This window comes from Sphingomonas sp. BL-S-28 (assembly GCF_055521515.1).
This window is the reverse complement of record NZ_CM145483.1, coordinates 811489-837638: the sequence shown is the minus strand read 5'-3', so window position 1 is coordinate 837638 and position 26150 is coordinate 811489. Positions and strand designations below refer to the sequence as shown.

Below are 26150 nucleotides of genomic sequence, written 5' to 3'. Positions count from 1 at the left end.
TCAGCGGCGGCGCATGGGATCGCATTTCGATTGCGGCTTGGAGCGGGACGGTTGCGCTCGTATCAAGCGCAAAGGGACAAGGAGGCCCGGACCAAATCGGGGACCGATCGCAGGTCCATCTTGCGCATCAGGCTTGAGCGATGAAGCTTCACGGTTATCTCGCTGATCTTCAGTTCCCACGCGATCTGCTTGTTCATCAGCCCGCGCACGACGCCTTCCATCACTTGCCGCTCACGCTCAGTAAGCGTGTCGAAACGCTGGACCACGGCTCGCTGCCGCTGAGCGGTCGAGCGGCGCTCTACGTCGGTCTCCAACGCGTGCTCGACGGCATTGAGCAGGTCGATCTCATCGAAAGGACGGAGCAGGAAATCGGCCGCGCCCGCCTTGATGGCACGGACGGAAAGCCGAACGTCCGCGTGGTCCGAAACGAAGATCACCGGGATCGGTTCGCCCCGGCTCTTGAGGCGCTCAATCAGTTCCAGCCCGTCGGCGGCGGAGGCGCCCACGCTCGCCACGACACAGCAGGGCGCTTCGGGCAACGGCGCATCAAGCAGCGCCCCGGCCCAGGCGAAAGTCTCGGCAGCATAGCCTTCGCCGGTCAGCAGGGCACACAGCCGCGACTGGGCTTCGCTATCGGAATCGACGATCAGGATTCTGCCCTGGCGTGCGCCGTCATTGGCGGAATTTCCCATCGTTTGACGGCTTGAAAAGGACATTCCACTACTCCTGGTGACGGGGCAGGAATGGTCGATAGTGCACACAGCGGGCAATCCCCTCTTTTGGGGGGAATTGCCTAAGCCGGGTCCCGCGGCCTAGAGAGAGGCCATGGAATCCCCGCCTTTACAGTCCTCCATTCGCATCGCCGTCGTTGACGATCACCCCCTGCTGCGCGACGGAATCATCGCCGTGTTCGCCACCCAGCCCGACCTGGAACTGGTCGCGGTGGGCGATGACGGCGAAGCTGCGGTCCGCATCTATCGTGAGGTGCAGCCGGACGTGATGCTGCTGGATCTGCAAATGCCCAATGTCGATGGGGTGGAGGCGATGACGCGCATCCTTGCGGATTTCCCTGAGGCGCGCATCCTGGTGTTGACCACGTACTCGGGCGATGGACGCGCGGCACAGGCTATCAAGGCAGGCGCTTCGGGGTATCTGCTCAAGAACAGCCTGCGCACCGATCTGCTGGACGCAATCCGGTCGATCCACAACGGCGGAACCCACTTCGACACGCAGGTAATGCCTGCCGCGGATCGCGAAGCAAAGCGGCTGACCGCGCGGGAGAGCGACGTGCTGGAGCTGGCAGCGGCAGGCAACTCCAACAAGCAGATCGCCGTGCGCCTTTCCCTCTCGGAAGAAACCGTGAAGGGCTACATGAAGGCCATTTTTGTCCGCCTGGGAGCCATGGATCGAACCCATGCGGTGGCGATCGCCGTGCGCAATGGGCTGATCGAACTCTGATCCTGCCCTAGCGATAGGCGATCTTTGCAGGCAGGGTCAGGCGGATCGACGTGCCTTGGCCGGCGGCATTGGCGATGACGAACGAGCCGCCCAATCGTTCGATGCGTTCCCGCATCCCGGTCAGGCCAAAGTGCCCTTCACGACCGCCTGCGGCACGAACATCGTCGGGCAAGCCGACGCCATCGTCGAACACGCGCAACGACAGGCGATCGCGAGAATGGTGGATTTCGACTTTCACCATCGTCGCCTGCGCATGCTTCACTGCATTGGCGAGCGCCTCACCTACGGCGAGTTCGATTTCCTCGGCCACGGGCGCGCCGATGAGTTGTTCCGGCCCGTCCACGCGGATGTCCCATAGCAGCGCATCGCCCACCACGCGCTGCGCACAGGCGCGCAGGGTTTCGGCGATGCATTTGGGTTCGGCATCCTCGCGCAGGCCGCGTACGCGTTCGCGTCCATGGAGAAGAACGTCGTCAGCCCGTTCCAGCGCTTCTTCGATGGCGGTATGCGCGGGAGTGCCCGGCGTCGTGAGGTGCAGGACCGTCTGGAAGCGCAGCATCAGGCCCTGAAAGCCTTGCAGCAGGGTGTCATGCAGGTCCTGCGCAATGCGCTCACGTTCGGCCACGCGCTCCTCGATACGGTCGCGCAAGGCCTGCATGGCCAGACGTATGCGCCAGCGGAACAGGGCGTAAATGCCCAGTGCCGCCGCCGCGAGTGCCGCAAGCCGGAACCATGCGGTTTGCCAAAAATGGGGGGCGATCACGAAAGTGACATCGGCTTCCCGCCTCGCCCATGGCCCGTCGGCGGTCGCGGCCGTGACGTGAAAGCGGTAGGTGCCGGGCCCCAACCCCGCGTAATCGACGCGGCGGCGGGCCTCGGCATCTACCCAGTCCTCATCGACGCCGTCCAGTCGGTAGCGATAACGGTTTCCTTCCGCATCGGCGAGGCTGAGGCCGACATAGGACAGGCTGACGCGCGTAGTGCCCGCAGGCAGGCGTGCCCTCGCCAGCGGATAGGGGCGCCCGTCCACTTCCAGCCCGGTGACGTGTATCGGCATGTCCGGCCGTTGCGGCCCAATGCGAGCGGGATCGACCTGCACCACACCGGTGCTGGTCACGAACCACAGGCGCCCTTGCGCATCGACGGCGGCGTCATTGGCAGAATAGGGCTCTGTCCGCGCCCGGATGACGCCGTTTTGGCCGTAGCGGGCGCGGGGGATCGGCATTCCGGGGTGCGCGAAGGCCGCATCGAAATCGGTTGCTGCGATGCGGGTAATGCCGCCGGCGGCGATCAGCCAGTAATGGCTGCCCACCCGAACGATACCCATCACCCCCGCCAGCCAGGGGTAGGTCTGCGCGCTCAACTGTTGGACGCGGTGCCCGTCATAGCGGGCAAGGCCCGCCTCGCCGCCGATCCAGGTCTCCCCGTCCATCTGTTTGAGCATGCGCACGAAGCCGACACCGTCCTTGCTTCCCGCGCCATTGTTTCCCGGCCAGATCGGCGTCGTCACGCCGTCATGCACGCGGGCCAGCAGGCGCAGCGGCTGGTTGACGATGAAGGCGTTTGGCCCAGTGGCGATGAAGGTCGTGGCGGGGGGCAGACTCTCGTCCTTCACCCAGCGCGAGCCTTCCAATCGGAACATGCCGGAAGCGGATACCGACTCCCACAAACGCCCCTGCGGATCGGAGGCGCAGGCCTGCCCGAATTGCCGCTCCCGCTCGAGCGGGCCGATGATGCGCGTAACCGTGGAGCCACGCACGAGATATTCATTCTTGAAGGTGAGGACGTAGGCACCCACACCGGACACGGAACAAATATCGGAAAGCAGGCCCGAGCGCATGATAAGCTGCGCTTTGCCATCGACGATGCGGTAGAGTCCCTCGTCGCCGCCGATGTAAAGAGAGCCATCCGGGCCGGTCGCAATGCCGGTGCGAACCCCCTTGATGGCGGTGTAACGGACAACCGGCGTGCGCACGAAGCGGTGCAGCCCATCCGGCCCGCCGCCCCATATCGTGCCTTCCCCGTCGCGCATGAGCGTGGAAATCTGAACCGGATAGATGGCCGAGCGGTCCATCGAGAGATCGCCGGCGGGCACTGTCGCCAATCCGGAGGCGTTACCAGCCACCCACAGCAGGTTGTCGGCGTCGAACAGCAGGTCGCGGACGCCATCGCCGCCGCCCAGCGGCTCGCCAAAGGAAATCCCGGTCTTCTCGTAGCCGCGAGGTGTGAGGCGCTGCAGTCCATCGCTTGAAAAGAACCACATCTGCCCGTCTTTGCTCTCGCGGAAGACGGCGCCAAGGTTCATCAGCCCCGGCACGACCTCGAAGGAGCGGCTGCCCTGCGGCAGGCGGCGCAATTCCGGGTTGGAGGCGATCCACATGGTGCCGTTGCTCTGGCGATACATGCGCACCAGCGGGCCATCCACGTCGATGACGTCCCAGTGGCCGTTCACCAGATGGCGCATCTGCGACCCGAAACCGCTCCAGGCGGATACCCAGACCGAACCGTCGGGGGCAACGTCGATGTCCGTTACGCGCCCGCGCGGCTTTTCCGGGTTGGCGCCGCGCAGCTTGCCGTCCTTCAGATGCGAGATGCCACCAAAGGCATAGCCTACCCACAGGCTGCCATCGGGCGCCGCTGCCAGGGCCGTAACTTGCCGCGCGCGGAAGTTGTCAAAGTCCTCGGGATCGATGCGTTTGAAGTTCAGCCCATCGAAGCGATAAAGACCATCGCCTGATCCCAGCCACAGGAAACCATCGCGTGTTCGGGCGATTGCCCGGATATCAGGCGGCGCGCCGTCCGCCAGCGACCAGTGACGGCTGGCATAACCGGGAATTTCCGTGGCCGGGGAGGCATAGGCAGCAGGAACGCAGATCGCTGCGCTGAGTAGAGCCGCCAAGGATATGTTTCCGCGAACAAGAAGGCCACAAAGGTCAGAACGGAAGCCTCGGTAAGAACGCATTGCGGGCGCATTGCATGGCAATGCGCCCGCGGCAAGCAAGCGATTGTACGGAGTAGTTCATGACCTGTGGGGGAAAGCTGTACCCGGATCACGTGCACACAGGAGGGTTGCGCCGAGGACTATGATGCCGGCAAGGACAAGGGGAACCGCAAGGCCAAAATGGAGCAACAGGAGCGCGCCCACGGCGGCGCCAAGAAAGATCGACACCACGGCAGTGAAGCGGCGCAGGAAGTTGGGCGAAGTACCGCGACCGGTCATGTCAGCGGCGATGCCGGTGATCGTCAGCGTCAGTACGGTGGTGGTGAGATCCGGCACTTTGAGCGATCGTACGGTGGCGTTGCGCAGGCCCATGGCGAAACCCGTTAGGACGATCACCGAGAGTACGGCGATCTCGGGTGCCTGAGCAGCGATGTCGATCTTTGTCGAGACGGCAGCGGCGATCCACAGCAATGCGGCCTCGATCACGGCGGCCCATAACAGCCAGCGACGCATCGGGAGGTCCACGTGCGAGCGAGCGAGCCGGCCCGCACCCCAAGCACCGACCATAAAGGCCAGCAACGCCATGACTGCGGGGATCACCTTGAAGCCTGGCGTTCCTGCCGCCGCGAAACCAAGGAAGACGACATTGCCGGTCATGTTTGCGGTGAAGACCTTGCCAAGTCCGAGCACGGATGCAGCGTCGACGAGCCCAGTCGTTGCGGACAGCAGCAGCAACAGGCGGGGTAAGCTAGACTTTACGGGGGCGGCAGGGCCGGTAGCAGGCGTTGCGGTCATGTCGATCTCCGGTGGGATTGGATTTGTCAGTGGTCTAGGGACGTGGAAGGCCCTCATAAATCCGAATAAAATTGTTCTATTTATTCGATAAATTGGAAATGTTGGTCAGAACCGGAAGTTGGTTTCGAGGCCGAGCATGTGGATGGTTTTCGCAGATCCGGTCTCACGAATGAAGGCGCCCGGCGCGAAGGCGGATAGCGAGGCGGACAGTTCCAGTTCGGCGGTGGCCTGCCAGGCGATGGTCGCTTCGGCTTCCTTGCCGACGAACTTCGCGCGGCTGTCTCCGGCGTCGCGGATCAGGTTGCCGGGGATGTCGTAGATCCCGTCCTCCCGCGAATAGCGCCAGTAGGCCATCGCCGCGAGGCTGGCCGAGATGTCCGGCGCCAGTTGCAGGCCGAGCGAGGAATAGGCGTTGACGATGTTGTAGGGGCCGACCGGAGAGAGTTCGCCAAAATACTTGCCCTTGGGGAACATCGCATTGAACGTGCCGAGGCGGTTGTCGTCCCGCTTGCCATCGCCGCTGACGACGTTGACGCGCATGGTCAGGTCCGGTGCGAGCGGCGCGGCCGGGAAGGCGCGGCCGAGTTCGGTGCCCAGCGTCCAGGCCGAGATCGGGCCATTTGCGAAGCGGCCGAACTGGTAGACGCCCTCGACATTCCAGTGCCAGTCATCCCGCGTGCCGTGCCAGCGCGCGCCGAGGCTGTGGCGGGTTTCGGTGCCCTCGCGGGTGGCCCAGTGCGCGGCATCGTTGCGATAGCCGAGGTAGTAGAGGTCGAGATCGGGCAGCGTGGCATAGGCGCCCCAGAGCGACTTGTCGGGCGAAGTGCGGTCGTTGAAGTCGCCCTTGCGTGCCTGCACGGGCCTTACCGCCAGCAGGCTGACTTTGGCCGCGCCCAGCTTTACGTCCGCGCGCACGCCATCGAAGGCGAGCGGCACGTTGGGGCCATAGCGCGTGCCGATCAGCCGCTCGGTGCCGAGCGAGAGCATCTGCCGCCCGCCGCGCAGGGTCACGGGGCCAAGGTCGGCCTCGGCAAAGCCCTGCAGCAGGTCGACACCGCTTCCGTCCACCGGGCCCGGTGAGGGGGCGACGCCGATCGAGGTGGAGGCGATGGGCTGCACGAAGGCGCGCAGCTTGCCGACGTGGAGGTCTGCATAAGGCAGGGCGCGGAGCCAGACATAGCTGTCGTCCGGCGCTTCGGCACTGCCCCAGAGGTTGTTCTCAAGGTTCTCGTTACGCGCGCGCAGTTCGATGCCGGTGGAGAGCCAGACGTCATCGCTGATGGGCACGTACTTGAACGGCCCGGTCCAGTGGTGGCCGCGCTTTTCGGCGTCGGCAAGATCGGACCAGTCTTCGTCGTAGCGGGTGATGGAGAGCGTGGGGGCTTGCCAGGCTTCGGTGGGTTCGGCGTGGGCCAGTGTGGGGGCTAGTGTGGGGGCAAGGCACGCGGCTAGTAAGGTTGCCGCCGAAAATGCCGTCTTTACGCTTGGCTTTCCGCCGTCATCCCCGCCCTTCGGCTGGCCGGCAGGCCGGCCGCTCAGGGTGAACTGCCCGTAGGGCAGGCGGGGATCCCGCTTTCCTTGCAGGCTTGGCGCAAGGAAGCGGGGCCCCCGCCTTCGCGGGGGCGACGAGGGATTTTGGGTAGACGCAACGGACGCTTCAGGCACGGCTCTTCGCCCGGTGGGCAAGGATCGCCACAAGGATGAACCCGCCGACCAGCCCCATATGCTCGAAGAAGGCATTGGTGGCGCCGAAACGCTCGGGGCCGGCAGGCATGGCCCAGAAGGCATTGGCGACAAGCGCGGCGAAGAAGGTGAACACGCCGAGCATTCCCGCGCCCAGCCAGACCAGACGGCCCGAGAGGATCAAGAGCGGGCCGATCAGTTCCACCGCGATGGTGAGAGCGGCCCAGAGCGCGGGCGGGGTCAGGCCGAAGTGCGCCTGCTCGGCCACCGCGCTGGGCCAGTCGGTCAGCTTGGTGAGCCCGCCGACGAGGTAGGCGCCCACCAAAAGGAGGCGGGCGAGGAACCCCGTCGGCGCGAAGTCCAGCACCGATGCGACGAATTTGGGAGTGCCGGTGCCGGACATGGCTCAGTTCGCCCCGTTCGCGTTGGTTGCGTCGGAGTGGATTTCGGCGATGTAGCCGCCGGGGAAGCGCACGATGGCGGCTTGACGCTTGCCGGTGATGTACGGCGCAACCAGCGTTTCCACGCCTGCGGCCGAAGCCTTGGCGAGCGTCGCCGAAAGGTCGCTGACCGCATAGCCGGTCATGTCGCGGCCGTAGGGCCAGGGGAGTTGGCCGTCCGAAACGTAGACCACCATCTTGCCGTAGCCGCTGGTGATCGCAACGCGGCGGATGGTCTTGCCGGGTTCGCCGATCTCGGCGCCATTGGCGGCCTTGTCGTCGGCGGTGATCTTGGCGTGGGCGAAGCCGGTCCAGCTCTTGATGAAGCTGTCGGCAGCATCGACGGTCAGGTAGATGCGGTTTTCCGGCACGGTTTCGAGCGCGGTGTAGCTGGGCTTGGCGGTGTGCCAGTAGAGTTGCATGTTCACGCCGCCCGGCCACTGGATTACCGAGTCCCGGCCGATCGGATCGGGGAAGGTTTCCAGACGGCGCACCGCGCCATGGCTGACGGCAGACTTCACGGCAGCGTCGAGGTCGGTGACCAGATAGCCGGTGCGCTCATCGCCAAAGGGGTAGGGGATCGGCGTCTTGAAACCGAAAACCGAGACGGTGCCCGCTGGCGTCAGCACCAGTTGCGACTTGGTGAGGCTCTTGGTCGGCGTCACCTGGAATTCGCCCTGCTTGCTGGTGGTGCCGCCGAAGGTGGCAACGAAGCTGGAGACGAAGGTGTCGAATTGGTCCTGCGGTACGTAGACGTGGGTGGTGTCGTACTGTGCGCCGACCGCGTAGTCGGCCGAGGCGGCGGCAGGCTTGGCGATGGCGGCGGGAACCGCGATCGGGCTGGTGGCGATCACGGCAGCGGCGAAGAGGAAGGCAAAGCGCTTCATCGAAAGTCTCCTGGGGGGCGTTTCTCGGGGGCGAGTTTCATCGTCGTCTCGGACTGTTCCTCCCTGTTTTGGCCCCATATTCTGGGGACGGGCGGAGCTTCCGGGATCGGTGTAGGGCGCAGATGAACGGCTATCGATCCGAATAATATCGTTCGATATGTTCGAGATTATGGGAATGTAGCTGATGCGGCCCCTCCTCGCCCGGAGGGGCCGTATCCGATCAGACGGCCCAGCAGCCGCAGCCGAGCGAGCCCCAGAAGGTCTGGACATCGGCGGCAGGAACGTTGGCGCCCAGCGCCGCGGCATGGTCGTGGCCGTGGACGCCGCAGCTGCTGGCGCAGCCGCAGGCAGAGGCCAGCTTTTGCTTGGCTTCGGGCGTCTGGTAATAGCCGCCGAACGTGGCGACCGGCGACCAGTCCGGCATCGGGCGCGGCAGCTGCGGCGCGAGCGGGCGATAATCGCCCTCGCCATGCACCACCTTGCCGCCCAGCAGCGTCAGGATCGAACGGATGTGGACGATCTCATTGTCGGGCACGCTGAAGTAGTCGTCGGAGAGCAGCGCGAGGTCGGCCAACTGGCCTGCCTTGATCTGGCCCTTCTTGCCCACTTCGTTCGAGAACCAGGTGTTCTCGTGCGTCCACATGCGCAGCGCCTTCTCGCGGCTGACGCGGTTGTCGCCGCGATAGAGCGAGAGGCCGCCCACGGTGCGTCCGGTGACGAGCCAGGAGAGCGAGACCCACGGGTTGTAACTGGCAACGCGGGTGGCGTCGGTGCCGCCGCCCACCGGGATACCGGCGGCCAGCATCCGGGCGATCGGCGGCGTGCGCTCGGCGGCCTTGGCGCCGTAGCGCTCGACGAAGTATTCGCCCTGATAGGCCATGCGGTGCTGCACCGCGATGCCGCCGCCAAGCGCGGCGATGCGGTCGATATTGCGGTCCGAAATGGTCTCGGCATGGTCGAAGAACCAGTTGATGCCTTCGAGCGGAATGTCGCGGTTGACCTTCTCGTAGACGTCGAGCGCGCGGCCGATGGTTTCGTCATAGGTGGCGTGAAGGCGCCAGGGCCAGCGGTGCTCGGCAAGCAGGCGGATGACGGGTTCCAGATCGCCTTCCATGCTGGGCGGCATATCGGGGCGTTCGACGCGGAAATCCTCGAAGTCTGCAGCGGAATAGACCAGCATCTCGCCCGCGCCGTTGTGGCGATAGGTGTCGTCGCCCTGTCCGGGGCTGACCTGCTTCACCCAGCCCGAGAAGTCCGCCAGCTCCTCCTTCGGCTTCTGCGTGAAGAGGTTGTAGCTGATGCGCACGGTCAGCTGGTCTTCGGCGTGGAGCTTCTCGATGATGTTGTAGTCGTCGGGATAGTTCTGGAAGCCGCCGCCCGCGTCGATCACGCCGGTCACGCCCAGCGCGTTCACTTCGCGCATGAAGTGGCGGGTGGAATTGAGCTGGTATTCAGGCGGAAGCTTGGGGCCCTTGGCCAGCGTGGAATAGAGGATCGTCGCGTTGGGCTGGGCGAGCAGCAGGCCGGTGGGGTTGCCGGCGGCATCGCGCACGATCTCGCCGCCCGGCGGGTTCGGCGTGTCCTTTGTATAGCCGACGACGCGCAGCGCGGCGGCGTTCAGCAGCGCGCGGTCATAGAGGTGAAGGATGAAGACCGGCGTATCGGGGGCGACGGCGTTCAGTTCCTGAATCGTCGGCAGGCGCTTTTCTGCGAACTGGTGCTCGGTAAAGCCGCCGACGACGCGGACCCACTGCGGAGCCGGGGTGTTGTCCACCTGCTTCTTCAGCATCGCCATCGCTTCCGACAGGCTGGTCACGCCGTCCCAGCGCAGCTCCATGTTGAAGTTCAGTCCGCCGCGAATGATGTGCATGTGGCTGTCGATCAGGCCGGGGATCAGGCGGTGGCCCTTGGCGTCGATCACGGCGGCGCCGGGCGCAGCAGCCTCACGCGCTTCCTGTTCGCTGCCCACGGTCAGGAACTTGCCGTCCCGGATGACCACGGCTTCGGCCTGCGGATTCTCGCGGTCGAGCGTGGTGACCTTGGCGTTGATGATGATCGTGTCGGTCATGGGGGCTTCCTTGGATCGGGCAGTCTGGCTGGTAAGCAGGGATGGCAGGAGCGACGAGGCCGCCGCTCCCAGGAATGTATGGCGGCGGGTGATCACGCCTTGGCCTCGGGGGCCGCGTCACCGGGAGACTTGTCGCCCGGCAGGCGGCCGAGCACATGCTCGCGGCAATCGGTCTGGACGAAGCGGACCACTTCCTCGTGCGTCCAGATTTTCTTCGCCAATGGAACTATCTGTTCGCCGAGCAGGATACCGAGCAGCCCGATCAGGGCAATCATCGGCGGAGCCGGCGAACGAACGCCGAGGAGACTGTAGACCACGCCGACCAGCAACCCGGCAGCGATCGAGAGAAGGTAGGCTTTCACGGTTCAGTCTCCCCGGAGTCTTGAGCTTAGGCCTGCACGAAGGCGAGCAGGTCGGGGTTGATCACGTCGGCGTGGGTGGTCAGCATGCCATGCGGGTAGCCCTCGTAGATCTTGAGCGTCGCATTCGGCAGGATCTCGGCCTGCAGCACGCCGGCATTCTTGTAGGGCACGACCTGATCGTCATCGCCGTGGAGCACCAGCGTGGGGACGGTGATCGCCTTCAGATCGTCAGTCTGGTCGGTTTCCGAGAACGCCTTGATGCCGTCATAGTGGGCCTTGGCACTGCCCATCATGCCCTGACGCCACCAGTTGTCGATCACGGCCGGCTTCACATCGGCGCCATCGCGGTTGAAGCCGTAGAACGGGCCGGCGGCAACGTCGCGGAAGAACTGCGAACGGTTGGCGGCAAGCCCGGCGCGCAGACCGTCGAACACTTCGATAGGCAGGCCGCCCGGATAGCGATCGGTCTTGAGCATGATCGGCGGCACGGCGCTGACCAGCACGGCCTTGGCGACGCGGCCCTGCGGGATGCCATAGCGGGCGACATAGGCCGCGACTTCACCGCCGCCGGTCGAGTGACCGATGTGGACCGCGTTCCTGAGGTCGAGGTGTTCCATCACCGCAGCGGCATCGGCGGCGTAATGGTCCATATCGTGACCCTCGCTCACCTGTTCAGAGCGGCCGTGGCCCCGGCGATCATGGGCGACGACGCGATAGCCCTTGGAGAGGAAGTACAGCATCTGGGCATCCCAGTCGTCCGACGAGAGCGGCCAGCCGTGGTGGAAGACGATCGGCTGGGCATCCTTCGGCCCCCAATCCTTGTAGAAGATTTCGACGCCGTCCTTGGTGGTTACGTATGCCATGATGCTGATCCTTCAGCGGGTTGGGAGATAGATGGGTGGGGACCGGCGGCCTTCGGTGAGGGCCGGATGGGGGGATTGGCTGCCGGTCCCGAGCTGAACTTAGTGAGCGCCTTCGGACGCGCCGAACATGGTCTTGGCGTAGTTGATGCCGATGCCGTAAGCGCCGCCCCACTTCTTCGCGATGCCGGTGGTGCTGTCGTAGGTTTCGGTGCGGGCCCAGTCGCGCTGCAGTTCGAGCAGGTACTGGAGCGAGGTCATCGGCACGGCGCCAAGCTGGATCATCCGCTCTACGGCGCGCTCATGCGCTTCGGTCGAGATGTCGCCGCAGGCATCGGTGATGACATAGGCTTCGAACCCCTGATCGATGGCCGAGGCAACCGGGCCGACGATGCAGACTGAGGTCCACAGGCCGGCGAAGACAATGCGCTGCTTGCCAATGCGGTTGATCTCGCAGATGACGGCTTCATCTTCCCAGGTGTTCATGCTGGTGCGGTCCAGCAGTTCCTGGCCCGGAAAGGCTTCGGTGATCTCGTCGAACATCGGGCCGGAGAAGCTCTTTTCGGCAACCGTGGTGAGAATGGTGGGGACGTTGAAGGACTTGGCGCCGCGCGAGATCAGGGCGGCGTTGTTGCGCAGCAGTTCCGCCGAGATCGACTTTGTGGCGAAGGCCATCTGCGACTGGAAATCGATCAGGACAAGCGCGTGATTGTCGGGCGAAATGAGCGACTTGCCGGGGGTGGCGGTAGCGGTGAGCGTCATTGGTAGTGTCCTCCTGTTGCTGGCCGATTGGCCCGGTGAGAGACTTTTGGAGAGAATTTCTCTTTCCAAAAAGACGTATAAAATCGACCGATAATTTCGATTTTATCGAAAAGCGTGTGGAAGGCTGGTAGCGGCTCGGCGGCTATGGCTGGTTGATGTGCAGCTTATGGCTGCTTTCAGGAGGCGGGCGAAACCAACCATTCGTATACACTCGAATGGGGGGATCGGCCGGAGGACGCGCAGCTGAAAGGCCGGCGGTGTTTGGCCAGACGCAGATCCCTGCCTCATACGGCAAATCCAATTCGAATTGCCGCAATTACCGTTCGGACAGTTATCGGCAACTGATCTACCAGCTTCCGGGATTAAGACGTCATGCCGTACAGGCAGACCATTTTCCGAGAGCAAGGTCAGCACCTATCTCCGCCGGTAGCGTGAACACGAGGTGGAAGTAGCCCACCGGCAGCAGGTCGGCCTCGCGCTCTTCCAGCCAGGCACGCGCGGAGCCTCCGTTGCGATGGCGACAAATTTACACCATCACATGCCGGTACCAAACACTTGATGTATAAGGGACTGCGCACGCCTGACCTTGCGGAATTCAGATCGTAGGATCTGTCGGAAGTAGCCTGAAGGTACGACGCTAGGTGTACGTCTGTAGCAGTTCCGGAACTCCAACCGGCATGAGAACGCTCGATTTGGTGGCGGCAAGGCGATTGGAATTAGGCAAATACCCCGACGCTTACAGGGGTTATTCCCGATAGCTCAGAATAAAATGGACGATAACCTCAAGCAGACGTCGGGCGAAGCGTCACCCGCTCGCAGCCGGAATGCTTCAACTTTCAAAGTGACGGTGCCTTCGGTTCTCAGGTGAGAAAAAGCGCGCCGCATTTTCATGTGCGAAGTGCTTCGGCGCTCGATCGCATTCGTCGAGCGGAGCAAGTTCGATGAAGGAGTTTAAGTTTGTTTTCCTCGCCAGCACAGCATCGATCTTGATGTTGATGGCCTGCACTCCCAAGACCGGCGTGTCGACCTTTTCGCAAAATGAGGTCGGACAAGTCGCGCAGGTCCAGTTTGGGAGCGTTACGGCTATTCGTGAGGTCGAAATTCGGCCGGGCCAGACGAGACTGGGAACGATCGCCGGAGGCGCATTGGGTGCCATTGGCGGCAGCCAGATCGGCCGCAGCACTGCGGCCAATGTTGCGGGCGGGGTTGCTGGAGCCGTTGTAGGCGGCGCAGTCGGTAGCGCGTTGCAAGGCTCATCCCGCACGGCGGGCATCGAACTCACACTCCATCTGGATTCCGGCGACGACGTAGCCATCGTCCAACCCGGCGATCCGCGAGATTTTAGGGTGGGTGACCGCGTTCGGCTTTCCGGCACGTCCGAGAATGCACGCGTCACCCATTGATCGACGTTGAGGCAATCATCTCTTCAAACCCAGTCAGGCCCTTCAGGTCGGCCGGAAAGGAACAGACCAATGTCGTTTAATTTTGCCAAGCTTTCCGCCGCCACATCGATGGCCGTGGCCCTTGCAATGGTGTCACCATCGGCCTTGGCGCAGGCTCCCAATCATTCGAGCTTCGACCGTGCCGTTCTTGCCCAGCTGGATGCGCCCACGCGGGCGGAAGTGGAAAAGAGAGCTGTAAAAGGCAACACGGTAACCGGCGTGGTCGGAACCATTCTGCTCAATAACTACTACGCGGCGGGCGCAAGGAAGCCGGGTCAGGCGTTGACAGTCGTGGCCGTCGATTTCTCCCGTGGGTCAGTCGTATTCAGACGGTCGGCCAATGTGTTTGAAGTGCAGCGCTTCAATCCGCAAAATCTTCGGCTGCAACGATAACGGCAAAGCGTGGGGCGGTGCGATTCCTCGCCGAGTTCATCGATAGCCGTGGATGATCGCGTAATTATAAGCGAGCCGGTGGGCGATACCGATGAATCGGAGGAGCAGGGTACCAAATAGGAAGGATAAATCGATGCCGAGACATCTTGTTCTTGCTGGTGCAAATCTTGCTCTCCTCGTGCTGGCGGGATGTACCAGCACGGGCGATAAAACGACGGCCGCTTCCCGTGAGCCTCGACAGTGTTTCTGGGCAAACGATGTTCGCAACTTCAGGGTTGTCAATTCCACCACGGTCAACATACGTGCTGGCCGTGATGTCTACCGCCTGGATTTGCTGGGGAGCTGCCCCAACATGAACTGGAATCTGCGCCTGGGCCTGGCAACATCTGGCAGTTCATCCATCTGCGCCGGCTCTGGGCTCGGCACCTCGATCGTAACGCGCGGGGCGAGTGGGCAAGGTCAGCAACGCTGTCCAGTCCGCACGATCACAGTGCTGACTCCTGAGCAAGTTGCCGCGCTTCCGGGGCGAGAACGGCCATAAGCATATTTATTTGTTTCGCCTCCCGCAGACAGGGCATGCGTCTTGATCTTGCCTGAACCATGGACGGGTAAATCTCCCTCCGTTAGCTTTCATTCCGACTGCAAATACTTCTGCCCGAACAGGGGATCCTATTCGTCGGCGCAAATTTGTTCGCTATTGAAGGCATCGCACCAAGCTTGAAGTAGACGGCTCCAATCCCGCCATCGCTGCACAAGGCAGACAGGCATGTCGATCAAACCCCCCGATCTCGTTCGGCCGCCATCCTATCTCGACGCACTGACACCGCTGATCGTGCTCACTGTGATGATCACGAGCTCGGTCGCTCTGTTCGGTCTTGAAGCCATCAACGGCCCTATCCAGGTGGGCCTCTTCCTTTCGGCCATGATTACGGCCCTAATCGTCGCGAAGAATGGCCATCCCTGGGAAGCCATCGCCCACGCCGGGCGGCAGGGGATTTCCTCAGTCGTCGATGCGATCTTCATTCTGTTCGCCGTGGGGGCCCTGATCGGCGCCTGGAACATGTCCGGGACGATTCCGACTCTGGTCTACTACGGCATCCTGATGATCCACCCCAACTGGTTCTACCTCGCGGCAATCCTGGTCTCGGCAGGCATTTCGCTGGGGATCGGCAGTTCGTGGACCACTGCGGGAACGATCGGCGTCGGCCTTGTGGGGCTTGCCATAATGGTCGGCGTATCCCCTGCCATTACAGCCGGCGCTGTGATTTCGGGATGCTATGTCGGCGAAAAGATGTCGCCCCTTTCGGAAACCGCAATCCTCAGCGCGCAGATCACCGGATCGGATACTTATGCGCACTTGCGGCAGCAGGCCTGGACATCGCTGCCAGCCCTGGCGATCGCCGTGCTCCTGTTCCTCGCACTGGGTTTCACCGATGGCACGCGTGGTCTCGATGAAACGGTGATCTCCTCTGAACTCGGCGCCCTCAACGGGTTGTTCTGGATCACCCCGTTAAACCTCCTGCCCTTGTTGATGCTGGTGTTCCTTTCCGTCCGCAGGGCGCCGGCTTCATTGGCCATCATGCTCTCCGCCCTGTTTGCTGTGGCGATGGCCCCCTTCACACAGCCTGATGCCATACTTCGCTTCCTGGCCGATTCCAGCATCAGCACACCCGTCGCTTTCGTGAAGGGGGGCTGGCTGGCCCTTGCCAACGGCTATCAGGCAAACTCCGGCATTCCGATGGTCGACGATTTACTGTCCCGCGGTGGGATGTCTTCGATGCTGACCACCATCTGGCTGATCCTGGGCGCGCTGGTTTTCGGAACGCTGCTCGATGAATTCGGGCTCATGGCCAAGCTTATCACTCCGGTGCTGACGCGTGCGAAATCGACCGGCAGCCTTATTGCCACAGTGGTGGGCACCGCGCTGGGGCTGAATCTGGTTTCCGGGGACCAATATGTCGCCGTCGTTCTTCCGGCGCGCCTGTTCCGGGAAGAATTTGAGCGGCGCAATCTGGCCAGCACCAACCTGTCGCGCGCGGTGTGCGACGCTGGCAGCGTAACATCGCCGCTAATCCCCTGGAATTCCTGTGGCGCATATATGGCTGCGGTACTTGGCGTCCCGACGATGCTTTATCTGCCGTACTGCTTCTTCAACATAGCCAGCCCTCTGCTTACGCTTTGCCTGGGATATTCGGGGTTCAGAATTCTCCGAAATCGCGCGGCCATGGAATGATATGATTTAGGCAAACTGGCGATAAAGCGGATCAGGCCTGGCGCGCCGCCGACTGGCGGATTTGCCACCGATCCCGCACTTGCCAAACGGCGCCCGCGAGGGGGGCTGCGCATCCTCTCCGAGGCGCAAATGGGCATAGTCAGCGCAAACGCTGCAGCAGCTTAATGTCGTCATGGATCAATTTCGAAAATCCAGTTCCACTACCCGTGTCGGAGTGGCGCGGCAAAACAGCGGCAGAATCCGTTCTGAGTCGGGGTAGGTTGCGATCAGTTGGGCACGGAAGCGCCAGCCGCCATTGCCCGGCTCGATATGATTCAATCGATCGAAGCGTACTTGGGACCCACCGGTAATGCCCACCTGGCGTGCGGCCTCCAACAGGCAGGTATTCATCGACGGGCGGGCATCGGGCGGCAGCGCCCCCAGATCCGCAACGACCACTGCGGGCGGGCCCGGTGGGAACGGCCCAGACGGAGGCTGAGGCTGAGGCTCTGCCGGGGGTGGCGTCGGTGCGGGTGGGACCGGCGTAGTCGGCTGCGGAGGTGGAGGCGCGCTGCCGGTGGACGATCGGTTTCGATTGTTGAGCAAGGCCACAAGCCCGGCGGCGACAGCCACGCCGCCAACGACCGCGCCTGTGCTCAGCCCCCCACTGCTGTTATTGTTTCCGCTGCCCGGTCGGTCGTTCCAATAATTGTTGCCGCGGCCATAACCGAAAGTGCCGCGACAGTTATGGGAAACCCAGATTTGGCGCTGGTCGTACCCCCAACTTCGTCCCCGCGTACATGCCGATGAGTTGCTCAGCAGTTCGACGCGATTTTCCGTTCTTGCGTTGCATCGTTGGATCCGGTTGTTCCGGGATTCGCAGGTCAGGCGTCCCGCGAAGCCATCCGGCCGGTTCGGTGGGCGCGACGGAGGGCTGGGTAGGGGTTCAGGCAAGGGAACCGGCCTCTGCGTTCCGGGAGGGCGCGTGGCTGGACGGTCCACTTGCGCCGGAAGCGTCTGGACCGGCACGTCCGGCGACGATTGAGCGGTTAGTGAACTCGTTGGCTGCGCGGTCAGCATTGCCGTTGCCGCGATCACCGTAACCTTACCCCTCATCGCATTTCTCTCAGGAAAGGAGGCGGAATCGGAAGTGATCTGTCTGGCGACCATAATCCTACAACCAAACACAAACAATACGAATTGACGGCGATCAAAAGGCGGGGGGAATGACCACCGCAGGTACCTAACTTGTACTCACGGTAGCCCATCAAAACCCGGGGGCGATCTTTGCCATGGATACCCTGCGAGCCCCATTTTCTCGCCCGTCGTATAGAGGGCTTGCATATACGCCTTGTCGAATTCCTCCGCGTGGGGGTGATCGAAGCTCTTGGGTATGTAGGCCAGGTTGAACGCGACGTCGTCGCGCTGAGTAGTCGTGTAAATTCGATAGAGATCACCGATGCCTTGCGTCTGGGTCAATGAGGACAATGCCCGCATTGCGATCGACATTGTCTTGCGCTCTACCTCTGCCCAATCCGGATCGAGGCGCGCGTTGCGGATGATATACAGGGTCCTTTGACGGTGCTGCAGTTCGTTGCCGGCCACTGATCGCAACGAAGGCGGGTAGAAAAAGACCTGCGCGACCGTGCCACCGTCCGCGTGCATTTCCTGATGGGCTACACCGTTGACGGTGACATTGATCATCACCGGCGGGAATACCCCGGGAATGGACGCCGAGGCCACAAGAACACGGCGGAAAAGCTCCGATGCGCCAGGATCGGGGCTGGCCGCAATCGCAGTCATGTTCCAGACGACTGGCTCGAGGGTGTCGAGATCTGTTGTTGCAACCAACAGCAGCCGACCCTTGGCGTACTCGGCGGCAATGGCATCCAGTAGCGGCTTGTTAACGAAGCGTTTGACGAGCTGCATCAGAGGGGTTGTATCTGCCATCCCATCGCTGAAAAAGCCCTTGATCAGTCCGCGCTTCTTCATGATGTCGGCCTGCGTTATGGTCGTATAGACCTCCGTCAATTGCTTGTCGTAGTCCGGGCCCAGGAAAGCGAAGGGCGCCGTAAGGGCGCCGGTGCTGATCCCGGTTACGACCTTAAAGGATGGCCGTGTTCCCGACGCGCTCCAACCATTGAGCAGGCCGGCACCAAAGGCGCCATTGTCCCCACCGCCAGAGATTGCCAGATATGAGGCTGGGGGCAGTGGGCCGGTGCCGCCCTGAGATGCGAGGTAAGCTATCTCCTTCTTTTGAGCGGAGATCGCTTCTTCGGCAAATGGCGCAACATCCCGTGTCACCATGAACCGGATCTTGCCAAAGCCCGGATCAGCAAGTGTGGTTTGCGCCTGAGGAACCGCAGCCTCGCGCTTTAGCGAGGCGCATCCTGACACGCTGATTGGCAGTGCCAAGGCGACGAGCATCACCCGCAGCCAACGGATAAACTGCCTGTGGTTTCGGGTCCGGGCTTGGCTCTCGATATGTTGGGTCACGCGTCACGCCATCTTGGGGACTGATTATGTAACGTTACCTAAGTTTGCCGTGCAGGGGGATCGATGGAAACCCTCAGAAGGGCCAGCACTTACCCGATTTGATCGATGTTAGCCGATGTTGCGATGACCGTTTGAACTCACCGGCGCTTGCCGACCGGTAGCTCGGGACATGATCTGCCCAGCTGCTCTGGGCGAAGGAGAGACCGGTATCCAAATACGCGGCGGTGATCCTTTATAATCATGGCGTTTGCCCGGTTCGGCGCCGAACGCCAGTTTGGCATCGGATCAGAATTGGCGGAATCCTAGCCGTCGATCAGGTCGCAGTTTCCCCGGCAATCCGGGAAACGTGCGCGACCCCAGCTTTCCTAACGCTGGATCACTCAGGAGCTTACCGCCAATTCACACGAACGCCGACTTTGCCTGTCCAGGCATGGCTGTCCGCGTTGAATGCCTCTTCGTAACTGCCCTGTCCGAACAAGGTGAGTTGCGGATGGAGGAGGAAACTGATTCCAGCGCCCACCTGCCACCAAGTGACGGGTGGGTGGGTTTCGAAGGGTACATAACCGTCTGCGGAGGAGAATTCCGTGCTGAACCCACCCAGGAACTCGTGCCAGATATTACCGCGCAGCCATCCTTCGAGATCGCCTTCATGCGCCAATCGGAAGCCGGCGCGGCCAGTCAGCGAATCGAGGTCCCGGAAGCGGACATTTGCGGCCGGATCATCAAAGGCGTCGATGTCGAAGGTCTGGTAGATCAGCTGAACCTGAGGTTCCAGCCTCCAGTCATCGTCGATCGGGACTGGGTAGCCACCCTCTGCAGAAAGCGCCAGGCCGAAGCCGTTGGTCTTTACCCTTTGCAATCTGAGTGAGCGCATTCGGATGTCGTGCCAGCTGGCTTGTCCTACGAGGTCAAGGTAAGCGCCGTTCGGTTCAAAGTGCGTCCAGAACACCCCGATCGACCAGCTTTGCATATCCACCTTTCCGGCCCGGAATTTGAAATCGATCAGATTGTGGTCGATTTCTGCATCCATCGTTCCCCAACTGCCGATGATGCCGGCGTGGTCGCGGTCTCCTTCACTGCCGTCATCGCGCTTTTCGGTATGACGATAGACGTCAAGACCGAGTTGAAATGCGATCATGTCCGATTTGTAGGAAGGGCCATTGTCACCGTAAATGCCGAGTGCATCGCCGCTCGTATGGCCATGCCGAATAATCGTGCGGCCCCATATTCCGTTGGTCCACTTGTCTGAATCGGCGAGCGCGGGATTGTCTCGGATCTGCTCTTCATCGCCAACCCGTTCGTGCAAGGTATCGAGAATCTGCCTGCCGTAAATCGCGAGCATCGCCGGCACCGCCGAATAGACCGAGGTTTCCTGGCGGTAATATGGCCTGGGCGCTGGGGCGGGGGTTGGTGTCGGAGTTGGTGTCGGAGTTGGTGTCGGAGTTGGTGTCGGAGTTGGTGTCGGAGTTGGTGTCGGAGTTGGTGTCGGAGTTGGTGTCGGAGTTGGTGTCGGAGTTGGTGTCGGAGTTGGTGTCGGAGTTGGTGTCGGTGTCGGAGTTGGTGTCGGTGTCGGTGTCGGTGTCGGTGTTGGCGTCGGTGTTGGTGTTGGCGTTGGGGTCGGAGTTGGAGTGGGCAGTGTGTTCCTGAGGAACCAGCTATCGGCTGCCGAGGCATCTACGCTTCCGCGATAGAGCTGATATTCGTACGGCCCTGCGATAGCGGGGCCGGCCAATGCAAATGCTCCTCCTGTCGTGGTTGCGGCGTTTATCGCATCGACAACCAGTATCCCGTTCTCCAGCGTCAGTGCACCGCCACCTCCGGAGTTGGTGATCTGCAGCCGGCTCGAACCCGTCCCCGTGCCACCATCGATTACCAATAGGTCCGACGGCGAGCCATCACCGGCGAGGTAGGTGTGAAGGCCGATCACCCCGGCGTTGCCGGAATAGTTAACGGTAGTCAGTGTCTTGTAGCTCGCGGCGCTGGTCGGCTCACCGATGGGCGGCGTGTAGAAAATACCGCTTTGCGCGTTCGATAGGTTGGTGAGGTTCGAACTGCCGCTCATGTCCCAGCGCGTCTGGTCGTTCAGCGAGACGTTGGAAATACTGCCCGGAAGAGTGATCGCTGCTCCCGTAACCGTGGAGGCCCGGATATCGATGTCGGCCGCGCCCGGCACGCTGACTGCTGCCGGGGATGCGATGCTGGCGAGTGTAAAGGCGGCCACGGGTGGATCGTCATCGACGTCACCCAGAATCCCGGGTTCGGCAAGCAGGGAGGGGAAGTCCGCGGCGGAGCCCACGAGTAACCATTGCGCATTTCCACCCTGCGCCAGCGGTCTGCCAATGGTGGACTGCGCGAACGATAGCCGAGCGGTGCCTGCAACGCCGATTGTTGGCCCCTGCGCATTTACCAGCCTGCTGCCGCTAAAGTCGACCGTGGTGGAGGCCAGTTCACCGATCGAATAAAGCGCCATCGCCGCAGGTCCGCCTGCGGAAATATCGACGTTGTCGCCGGTGAGCAGAGCGCCGTTCTGGACCAGCGCACCATGCGCTGCCGTTCCGCCGGTTGAGATCGTCATATCGGCGAGTGCGACCGAGGTTGGCTCGCTGCGAGGGTCGGCCACTACTGCATCGACAAAGTAGCGCGCCTGAACGCCGTAAGCCTGTGCGCCGCTCGTGGTAACGCTGCCCTGCCGTGCCGACAGAGTTCCGCCGCCTATTGCCCGCAGGCCCGTTGCGCTGTCGCCCTGAGTGGATATCGAGCCACCGGTGAGGTCCATTGTCGCGGTTGCGGTCAGGAAATTGCGCGAGACATAGGCGCCGTAAGCGCGCTCGCCCAGCGTTTCGACGACCTGATTGGTGCCGATCAGGCTCACGAGGAATTGGGCACCGTCCTGATCGATTCCCGCGTAAAGGCCGATCGCGGCGAGGCCAGACGTCGCAATGTGGTTGTCCACAAGCGTGATGATGCCGCCGTCGTCGGCAACCACGCCGAACCCTTCGACACCACTGGTTGCGACGGACACGCCCGATGCGCTCAATAGCCCGCCGGGGTTGGTGGCGACCAGACCCTGGGGCCTGCGCGCGTTTGCGGTGAAGGGGTTTTCAGGCTCACCTGCGGTCGTAATCGAGCCGCCGGTTACGGTCACGCTGCTGTTTCCGCCGGAAAGGACGCCGTACGAGCGACCATTGCCGGTCGTATGGATCGCCACATCCGCGGCGATGATCGTTGCGCCGCCCGTTTGCAACGCGGGCGAGTTGATCCCGTTGGATGAGACCGAGCCACCCGTGAGGCGGGCGGTCGCCCCTCCGACGGCGTTCAGCCCGGGGGCTGTCGGCCCGGTTGCCGTAATTTGGGTGTCGGTCGCAGTGAAGGTGGCCGGCGTTGCATCCGCCGCTAGGCCGACGTTGACGGCGGTAACGACCGCAGTCAGCTGGCTACTTTCCAAAACGACGGTCCCGCCGTTCTGGACATCGACGGCATTGGCCGCGGCGTTGCCCTGGGTCCAAGTCGTCGAGACGACAAGATTACTGCCGTGAATTTGTGATCCTGGGCCTTCGGCATGGAGCCCGTCGGCTCTTCCTCCGGTGGTGGCGATCGTGACGCCGGACAGTTCCATAGTGCCGGCTGACCGTACATCGGCGGCAGCAGCGTTGAGCGCTTCGGAGGGCCCCGAGCCGGTGGTGCGCAGCGAGCCGCCAGTCAACGAGACGCTCGCTCCGTTTTCCGCGCGTGCCGCATTGGCAGATGCCCCGCCCACGGCTGCTAGCGTTCCGGTGCCGACGATTTGGCTCCCCGTTCCCGAAGCGATCAAGCCATGACTGCTTGCGGCAGCGGTGCTGAGGCTGCTGCCATCGAGCAAAGTGATGGAAGCACCGCCTTCCGCTCGCGCCGCGCTCGACGCCGCACCGGTGGTGGTAACCGTAAGGGCGGAGCCGGAGATGGCGCTGCCGCTGCCAAGGGCAGACAGGCCAAGCGCAGTGCTTCCGCTGGTCCCGATCGTGGCCTGGGCTAACGACACTGTTCCGCCATTTTCGGCGCGTGCGGCATCGGCAAACGCGCCGGATGTCGTCACCGAAGCGTCCTGCGCCTCAATATGGCTGCCGGCTCCGGTTGATGACAGGGCGTAACTTCCGGTGTTGAGCACCAGCGGCGCCACCGACGAACTCGTGCCTGTCGTGGCGCCGCTGGCGCCGCCAGCGATCGCGATCAGAGCGCCATTTTCCGCGCGTGCGCCGAACGATGCGCGCGATGTTGTGGTGATCGATCCGCCGTTTACGGTTATGGAACTCCCTGTGCCAGTTGCGAAAAGGGCGTGATCTGAAAAGCTGGTTGTCGCGCTGTTTCCGCCTTGGACAAGTACCGTAGTCCCGGAGAGGGTTATGTCGCCGCCATCGTTGGCATAGGCCGCGACCATTTCGCTGGCAGCTGTCGTGCCTGACCCCATCGTCAAGGTCCCGCCGGTCATCGTGACTTTACTGCCGACGGCTGCGCTGTCACGTCCGGTAGCGACCAACCCACGTTGGGTGTTCGCGCTGGCCGCAGTGGAAGCCGTCACGTTGTTCAGCCGGATTTCTCCGCCTCCCTCCGCTCGCGCCACCGTAGAGGCGCGGGAAAGAGTGCTGGCCGACCCGCCGGACATGTCGATCACGCTATTTTCCCCGGTCGCGACAAGGGCGTCGTTTCCGACGCCAGTTGCCCCACCGCGCGTGGAAATCGCACTGCTTGTCAGCGTCACCAATCCGCCGTCGACGGCGTGAACCGCCAGCAGGTTGTTGATGACCGTCGTTCCGGTTTGTGGGCCCATGGCGACTGAACCGCTCAGGAAGCTGAGCTGGCTGCCTGCTCCGGTGGACAACAGGCCGGTCTGCCCTGTGCTCGCCGCAGCGGTGGTAGACGATGTCCTTACCGCGCCTCCGGTCAGGAAGATGGTTCCGTGAGAGGTTGCCGCTTCGCCGGTCGTGCTGGCCGCGGCGAGGTTGATCGTCACGGTGTCTCCGTTGATCCGTCCGGTCGTGCCGGCCACCGTGACGCCCGTTGCATTGGCGGTTGCCACTGTCACTGTGGTTCCAGCCGGTAAAGTGCAGCTCGTGTCGGTGACCGAAATAGGGGTGGGGCAGGTTTGAGCGTCAGCGGTAGAAAAGATAAATCCGGTCCCGGCGCCTGTGGCGAGCATTGAGGTGCAAAGCAGGAGCTGCGCATAGCGGAGCTTTGCTTGCCGGGGCATAGACACGGCGCATCGAATTGAGAATTCGCACCTCTCGGACATCAACGTCTCCGCGTTGCGTCTCCGTATTTTGTCAGTAAGGATATTTGCCCTTCAACAGGTGGATAATACCTAGTAAATTACCCTCGGAAATGCAGCTATATTGCGGGATTTAGTTTACAGAATTGATTTTTATGTGAGCGACGTTGGCTGGTAACGTGACCGCATTTGCCAAATTCACAGTATTCGTTCCTGTAAATGACGTATTTCATATGTCGGTTATCTGGCAGGGGGCGATAATTGTGAGGATGTGCACAAATGGCCGGCTTAAGGTTCGGTGACGATTGCGATGGATGGCTGGAATCGGGCGCTTGCCGCCCCGAGGTCGGCACCAGTCTGCCGGAACGTCCGCTCCAGACGCACATTCCCGGACAGCCGACTGAGGGGAATTAAAATCACGCCATGGCACTTCAGGTAGGTGCCGTCGTCTTTTTGCGCTAGCAGCAGTCTATGAGCATCGTTCAGATTATCCGAACACGTGATTGCCCCGAAGTGCCGTGGAAGAACGGTGGCGGAACGACGCGAGAAATCGCGGTTTTTCCACCCGGCGCCGGCATGGACGATTTCCTCTGGCGCCTCAGCATGGCAAGAGTGGCGGATGGCGGCGCATTCTCGACTTTCCTTGGGATCGATAGGACACTTGCGGTGCTGGAAGGCACCTTGCAACTTGAAGCCGATGGATTGGACATCCGGCTTGATCCGCAGAGCGCACCCTTTTCCTTTGATGGCGGCGCACCGATATACGGCGAACCCGTCGGCGGGCCGGTGCTTGATCTCAATGCCATGACCCGACGCGGCGGGCGTACCGCAAAGATGGCCCGCCAAGGACCTGGAACAGTCACGGCGAACTCGAGAGTTTCCTTCCTTGTCATGCTGCATTCGCAGGATTTGGAGGGCTCGCCAATGGAAGCGTTCGACTGCGCTGTATTCACTGGCAACACGGTACTTGAGGGCGGCGCAATCCAAATTGATTTCATCAGCGAATGCTGAGCGGACAGACCGTAACTCCGAAACCTGGCGACGTGGCGCCTATTTTCCAGGTCCAGTCTTTCACCTGGGCGGCGTCAAGTGAAGCCGAAGGTCAGCTTTCGGGCACATCGGCCCTATGTTCGCGGCAAGGTCACCGTAATCAGCCCACAGGTGAACGGGTACATCACCGCCGTCCCCGTGCGCGACTTTGTCCATGTACGTGCCGGGGAGGTCTTGGCGACGATCGACCGGCGAATCTACGAGGCACGGGTAGAGCAGGCCAAGGCCAATCTTGCCGGCCAACTCGCTGCGCTGGCAAACTCCGAGCAGAGCCAGCGTTCGCGGGAGGCGGCGCTGCTCGGGCAGGAAGCCGGTATCGCCAGCGCCCGGGCTCAACTCGTCCGTGCGCGATCCGACATGAAGCGCGCCGACGCTCTTGTAGCAGATGGCTCGATCTCGGCGCGCGAACGTGACCAGACGCTGGCAGTTCTGCTGGCGGCGGAGGCCACGGTGCGGCAGGCTGGCGCTTCGCGCGCAATAGGCCAGCAGGATGTGCGATTTGTCCTGGTAGGGCGGGGGGCTTGCAGGCTTCGGTCGAGGCGGCAAGGGCGCAGTTGCACCTTGCGCAGATAGATCTCGACAATACGGTGATCAGTGCGCCGGTTGATGGCCGCCTTTCGGAAATTGGCGTGCGCAGCGGTGCCAACGTGGCGGCAGCGACTCAGCTTATGTTTCTCGTGTCTGATGACATGTGGGTGATCGCCAATTTCAAGGAAGCGCAGACCCGCGATATGCGCGTGGGACAGAAAGCCCACTTCAAGGTCGATGCGCTGGGTGGTGCCCGTCTGACTGGACATGTCGAAGATATTGCACCTGCCACCGGCTCCGAATTTGCCGTGCTGAAGGCAGACAATGCTACTGGCAATTTCGTAAAGGTCGCACAGCGGATTTCTGTGCGCATCAAAGTCGATCCCGGGCAGGAGATGGCGCAGCGGCTACGCCCGGGAATGTCGGTCGAAATGACCGTGTCGACGAGGGACTGATGCGCGGCTTGCCGGATTGCAGCGGGCATATTGGCCCTGACTGTCGGGTGCGCCGGGCCGCAGGTGGCCTTAGCGC

21 protein-coding genes and 2 pseudogenes are annotated in these 26150 nt (G+C 62.4%); 8 read left to right on the top strand and 15 right to left on the bottom strand.

Annotated features, from left to right (window positions below; genetic code table 11):
- Positions 1-62 precede the first annotated feature (62 nt).
- The gene (locus ACZ1JC_RS03585) at positions 63-692 is read right to left on the bottom strand and encodes a response regulator transcription factor (RefSeq protein ID WP_465148474.1); all 630 of its coding nucleotides are present in this window, start codon (positions 690-692) and stop codon (positions 63-65) included.
- 133 nt (positions 693-825) lie between these two features.
- On the opposite strand from ACZ1JC_RS03585, the gene ACZ1JC_RS03580 reads away from it, so the two are divergent.
- Positions 826-1458, top strand: coding sequence for a response regulator transcription factor (locus ACZ1JC_RS03580; RefSeq protein ID WP_465139275.1), 633 nt, complete (start codon positions 826-828; stop codon positions 1456-1458).
- A 7-nt stretch (positions 1459-1465) separates the two neighbouring features.
- Here ACZ1JC_RS03580 and ACZ1JC_RS03575 read toward each other — a convergent pair whose 3' ends face one another.
- The 10 genes and pseudogenes from ACZ1JC_RS03575 to ACZ1JC_RS03530 all read right to left on the bottom strand — a co-directional run.
- Positions 1466-4357, bottom strand: coding sequence for a sensor histidine kinase (locus tag ACZ1JC_RS03575; protein WP_465139276.1), 2892 nt, complete (start codon positions 4355-4357; stop codon positions 1466-1468).
- 120 nt (positions 4358-4477) lie between these two features.
- Complete coding sequence (locus tag ACZ1JC_RS03570) at positions 4478-5194, bottom strand: YoaK family protein (protein ID WP_465139277.1); 717 nt, start codon at positions 5192-5194, stop codon at positions 4478-4480.
- A gap of 105 nt (positions 5195-5299) precedes the next feature.
- On the bottom strand, positions 5300-6610 hold the full coding sequence (locus tag ACZ1JC_RS03565) for an alginate export family protein (protein WP_465140306.1): 1311 nt from the start codon (positions 6608-6610) through the stop codon (positions 5300-5302).
- Positions 6611-6851: 241 nt separating this feature from the next.
- Positions 6852-7280, bottom strand: a complete 429-nt coding sequence (locus tag ACZ1JC_RS03560; protein WP_465139278.1) for a DoxX family protein — start codon at positions 7278-7280, stop codon at positions 6852-6854.
- 3 nt (positions 7281-7283) lie between these two features.
- Complete coding sequence (locus ACZ1JC_RS03555) at positions 7284-8204, bottom strand: glyoxalase (RefSeq protein WP_465139279.1); 921 nt, start codon at positions 8202-8204, stop codon at positions 7284-7286.
- A gap of 220 nt (positions 8205-8424) precedes the next feature.
- The gene (locus tag ACZ1JC_RS03550; RefSeq protein WP_465139280.1) at positions 8425-10272 is read right to left on the bottom strand and encodes an amidohydrolase; all 1848 of its coding nucleotides are present in this window, start codon (positions 10270-10272) and stop codon (positions 8425-8427) included.
- Positions 10273-10364: 92 nt separating this feature from the next.
- Complete coding sequence (locus tag ACZ1JC_RS03545) at positions 10365-10634, bottom strand: DUF1427 family protein (protein WP_465139281.1); 270 nt, start codon at positions 10632-10634, stop codon at positions 10365-10367.
- A gap of 26 nt (positions 10635-10660) precedes the next feature.
- A complete protein-coding gene (locus ACZ1JC_RS03540) occupies positions 10661-11497 on the bottom strand; it encodes an alpha/beta fold hydrolase (RefSeq protein ID WP_465139282.1) in 837 nt (278 codons plus the stop codon).
- A 99-nt stretch (positions 11498-11596) separates the two neighbouring features.
- Positions 11597-12256 carry a hydrolase gene (locus tag ACZ1JC_RS03535; RefSeq protein WP_465139283.1) on the bottom strand — a complete coding sequence of 220 codons (660 nt, stop codon included), beginning with the start codon at positions 12254-12256 and terminating at the stop codon, positions 11597-11599.
- Positions 12257-12665: 409 nt separating this feature from the next.
- Positions 12666-12779 (bottom strand): annotated as a pseudogene (locus ACZ1JC_RS03530) (transposase zinc-binding domain-containing protein); the annotation flags it as partial.
- Positions 12780-13197: 418 nt separating this feature from the next.
- Between ACZ1JC_RS03530 and ACZ1JC_RS03525 the strand changes: the two are divergent.
- From ACZ1JC_RS03525 to ACZ1JC_RS03510, 4 genes are all read left to right on the top strand, one after another.
- Positions 13198-13659 carry an outer membrane lipoprotein gene (locus ACZ1JC_RS03525; RefSeq protein WP_465139284.1) on the top strand — a complete coding sequence of 154 codons (462 nt, stop codon included), beginning with the start codon at positions 13198-13200 and terminating at the stop codon, positions 13657-13659.
- Positions 13660-13728: 69 nt separating this feature from the next.
- Complete coding sequence (locus tag ACZ1JC_RS03520) at positions 13729-14091, top strand: hypothetical protein (protein WP_465139285.1); 363 nt, start codon at positions 13729-13731, stop codon at positions 14089-14091.
- A gap of 91 nt (positions 14092-14182) precedes the next feature.
- Entirely contained in the window at positions 14183-14632 is a 450-nt protein-coding gene (locus ACZ1JC_RS03515; protein ID WP_465169062.1) for a DUF6491 family protein, read from the top strand.
- Positions 14633-14857: 225 nt separating this feature from the next.
- On the top strand, positions 14858-16324 hold the full coding sequence (locus ACZ1JC_RS03510; RefSeq protein WP_465139287.1) for a Na+/H+ antiporter NhaC family protein: 1467 nt from the start codon (positions 14858-14860) through the stop codon (positions 16322-16324).
- A gap of 177 nt (positions 16325-16501) precedes the next feature.
- On the opposite strand, the gene ACZ1JC_RS03505 is transcribed toward ACZ1JC_RS03510, so the two are convergent.
- From ACZ1JC_RS03505 to ACZ1JC_RS03490, 4 genes and pseudogenes are all read right to left on the bottom strand, one after another.
- Positions 16502-16762 carry a hypothetical protein gene (locus tag ACZ1JC_RS03505; RefSeq protein WP_465140314.1) on the bottom strand — a complete coding sequence of 87 codons (261 nt, stop codon included), beginning with the start codon at positions 16760-16762 and terminating at the stop codon, positions 16502-16504.
- Positions 16763-17026: 264 nt separating this feature from the next.
- Positions 17027-17383 (bottom strand): annotated as a pseudogene (locus ACZ1JC_RS03500) (DUF3011 domain-containing protein); the annotation flags it as partial.
- A gap of 174 nt (positions 17384-17557) precedes the next feature.
- Positions 17558-18799 (bottom strand): patatin-like phospholipase family protein, encoded by a 1242-nt coding sequence (locus ACZ1JC_RS03495; protein WP_465139288.1) that lies wholly within the window; start codon positions 18797-18799, stop codon positions 17558-17560.
- 388 nt (positions 18800-19187) lie between these two features.
- Complete coding sequence (locus ACZ1JC_RS03490; RefSeq protein WP_465169061.1) at positions 19188-23858, bottom strand: autotransporter outer membrane beta-barrel domain-containing protein; 4671 nt, start codon at positions 23856-23858, stop codon at positions 19188-19190.
- A gap of 654 nt (positions 23859-24512) precedes the next feature.
- Here ACZ1JC_RS03490 and ACZ1JC_RS03485 point away from each other — a divergent pair.
- The 3 genes from ACZ1JC_RS03485 (at position 24513) to ACZ1JC_RS03475 (ending at position 26074) form a co-directional block, all read left to right on the top strand.
- Positions 24513-25052, top strand: coding sequence for a HutD/Ves family protein (locus ACZ1JC_RS03485; RefSeq protein ID WP_465139290.1), 540 nt, complete (start codon positions 24513-24515; stop codon positions 25050-25052).
- A gap of 78 nt (positions 25053-25130) precedes the next feature.
- Complete coding sequence (locus tag ACZ1JC_RS03480) at positions 25131-25664, top strand: HlyD family secretion protein (RefSeq protein WP_465139291.1); 534 nt, start codon at positions 25131-25133, stop codon at positions 25662-25664.
- Entirely contained in the window at positions 25613-26074 is a 462-nt protein-coding gene (locus ACZ1JC_RS03475; RefSeq protein WP_465139292.1) for a hypothetical protein, read from the top strand. Before ACZ1JC_RS03480 ends, ACZ1JC_RS03475 begins: the two co-directional genes overlap by 52 nt.
- Positions 26075-26150 lie beyond the last annotated feature (76 nt).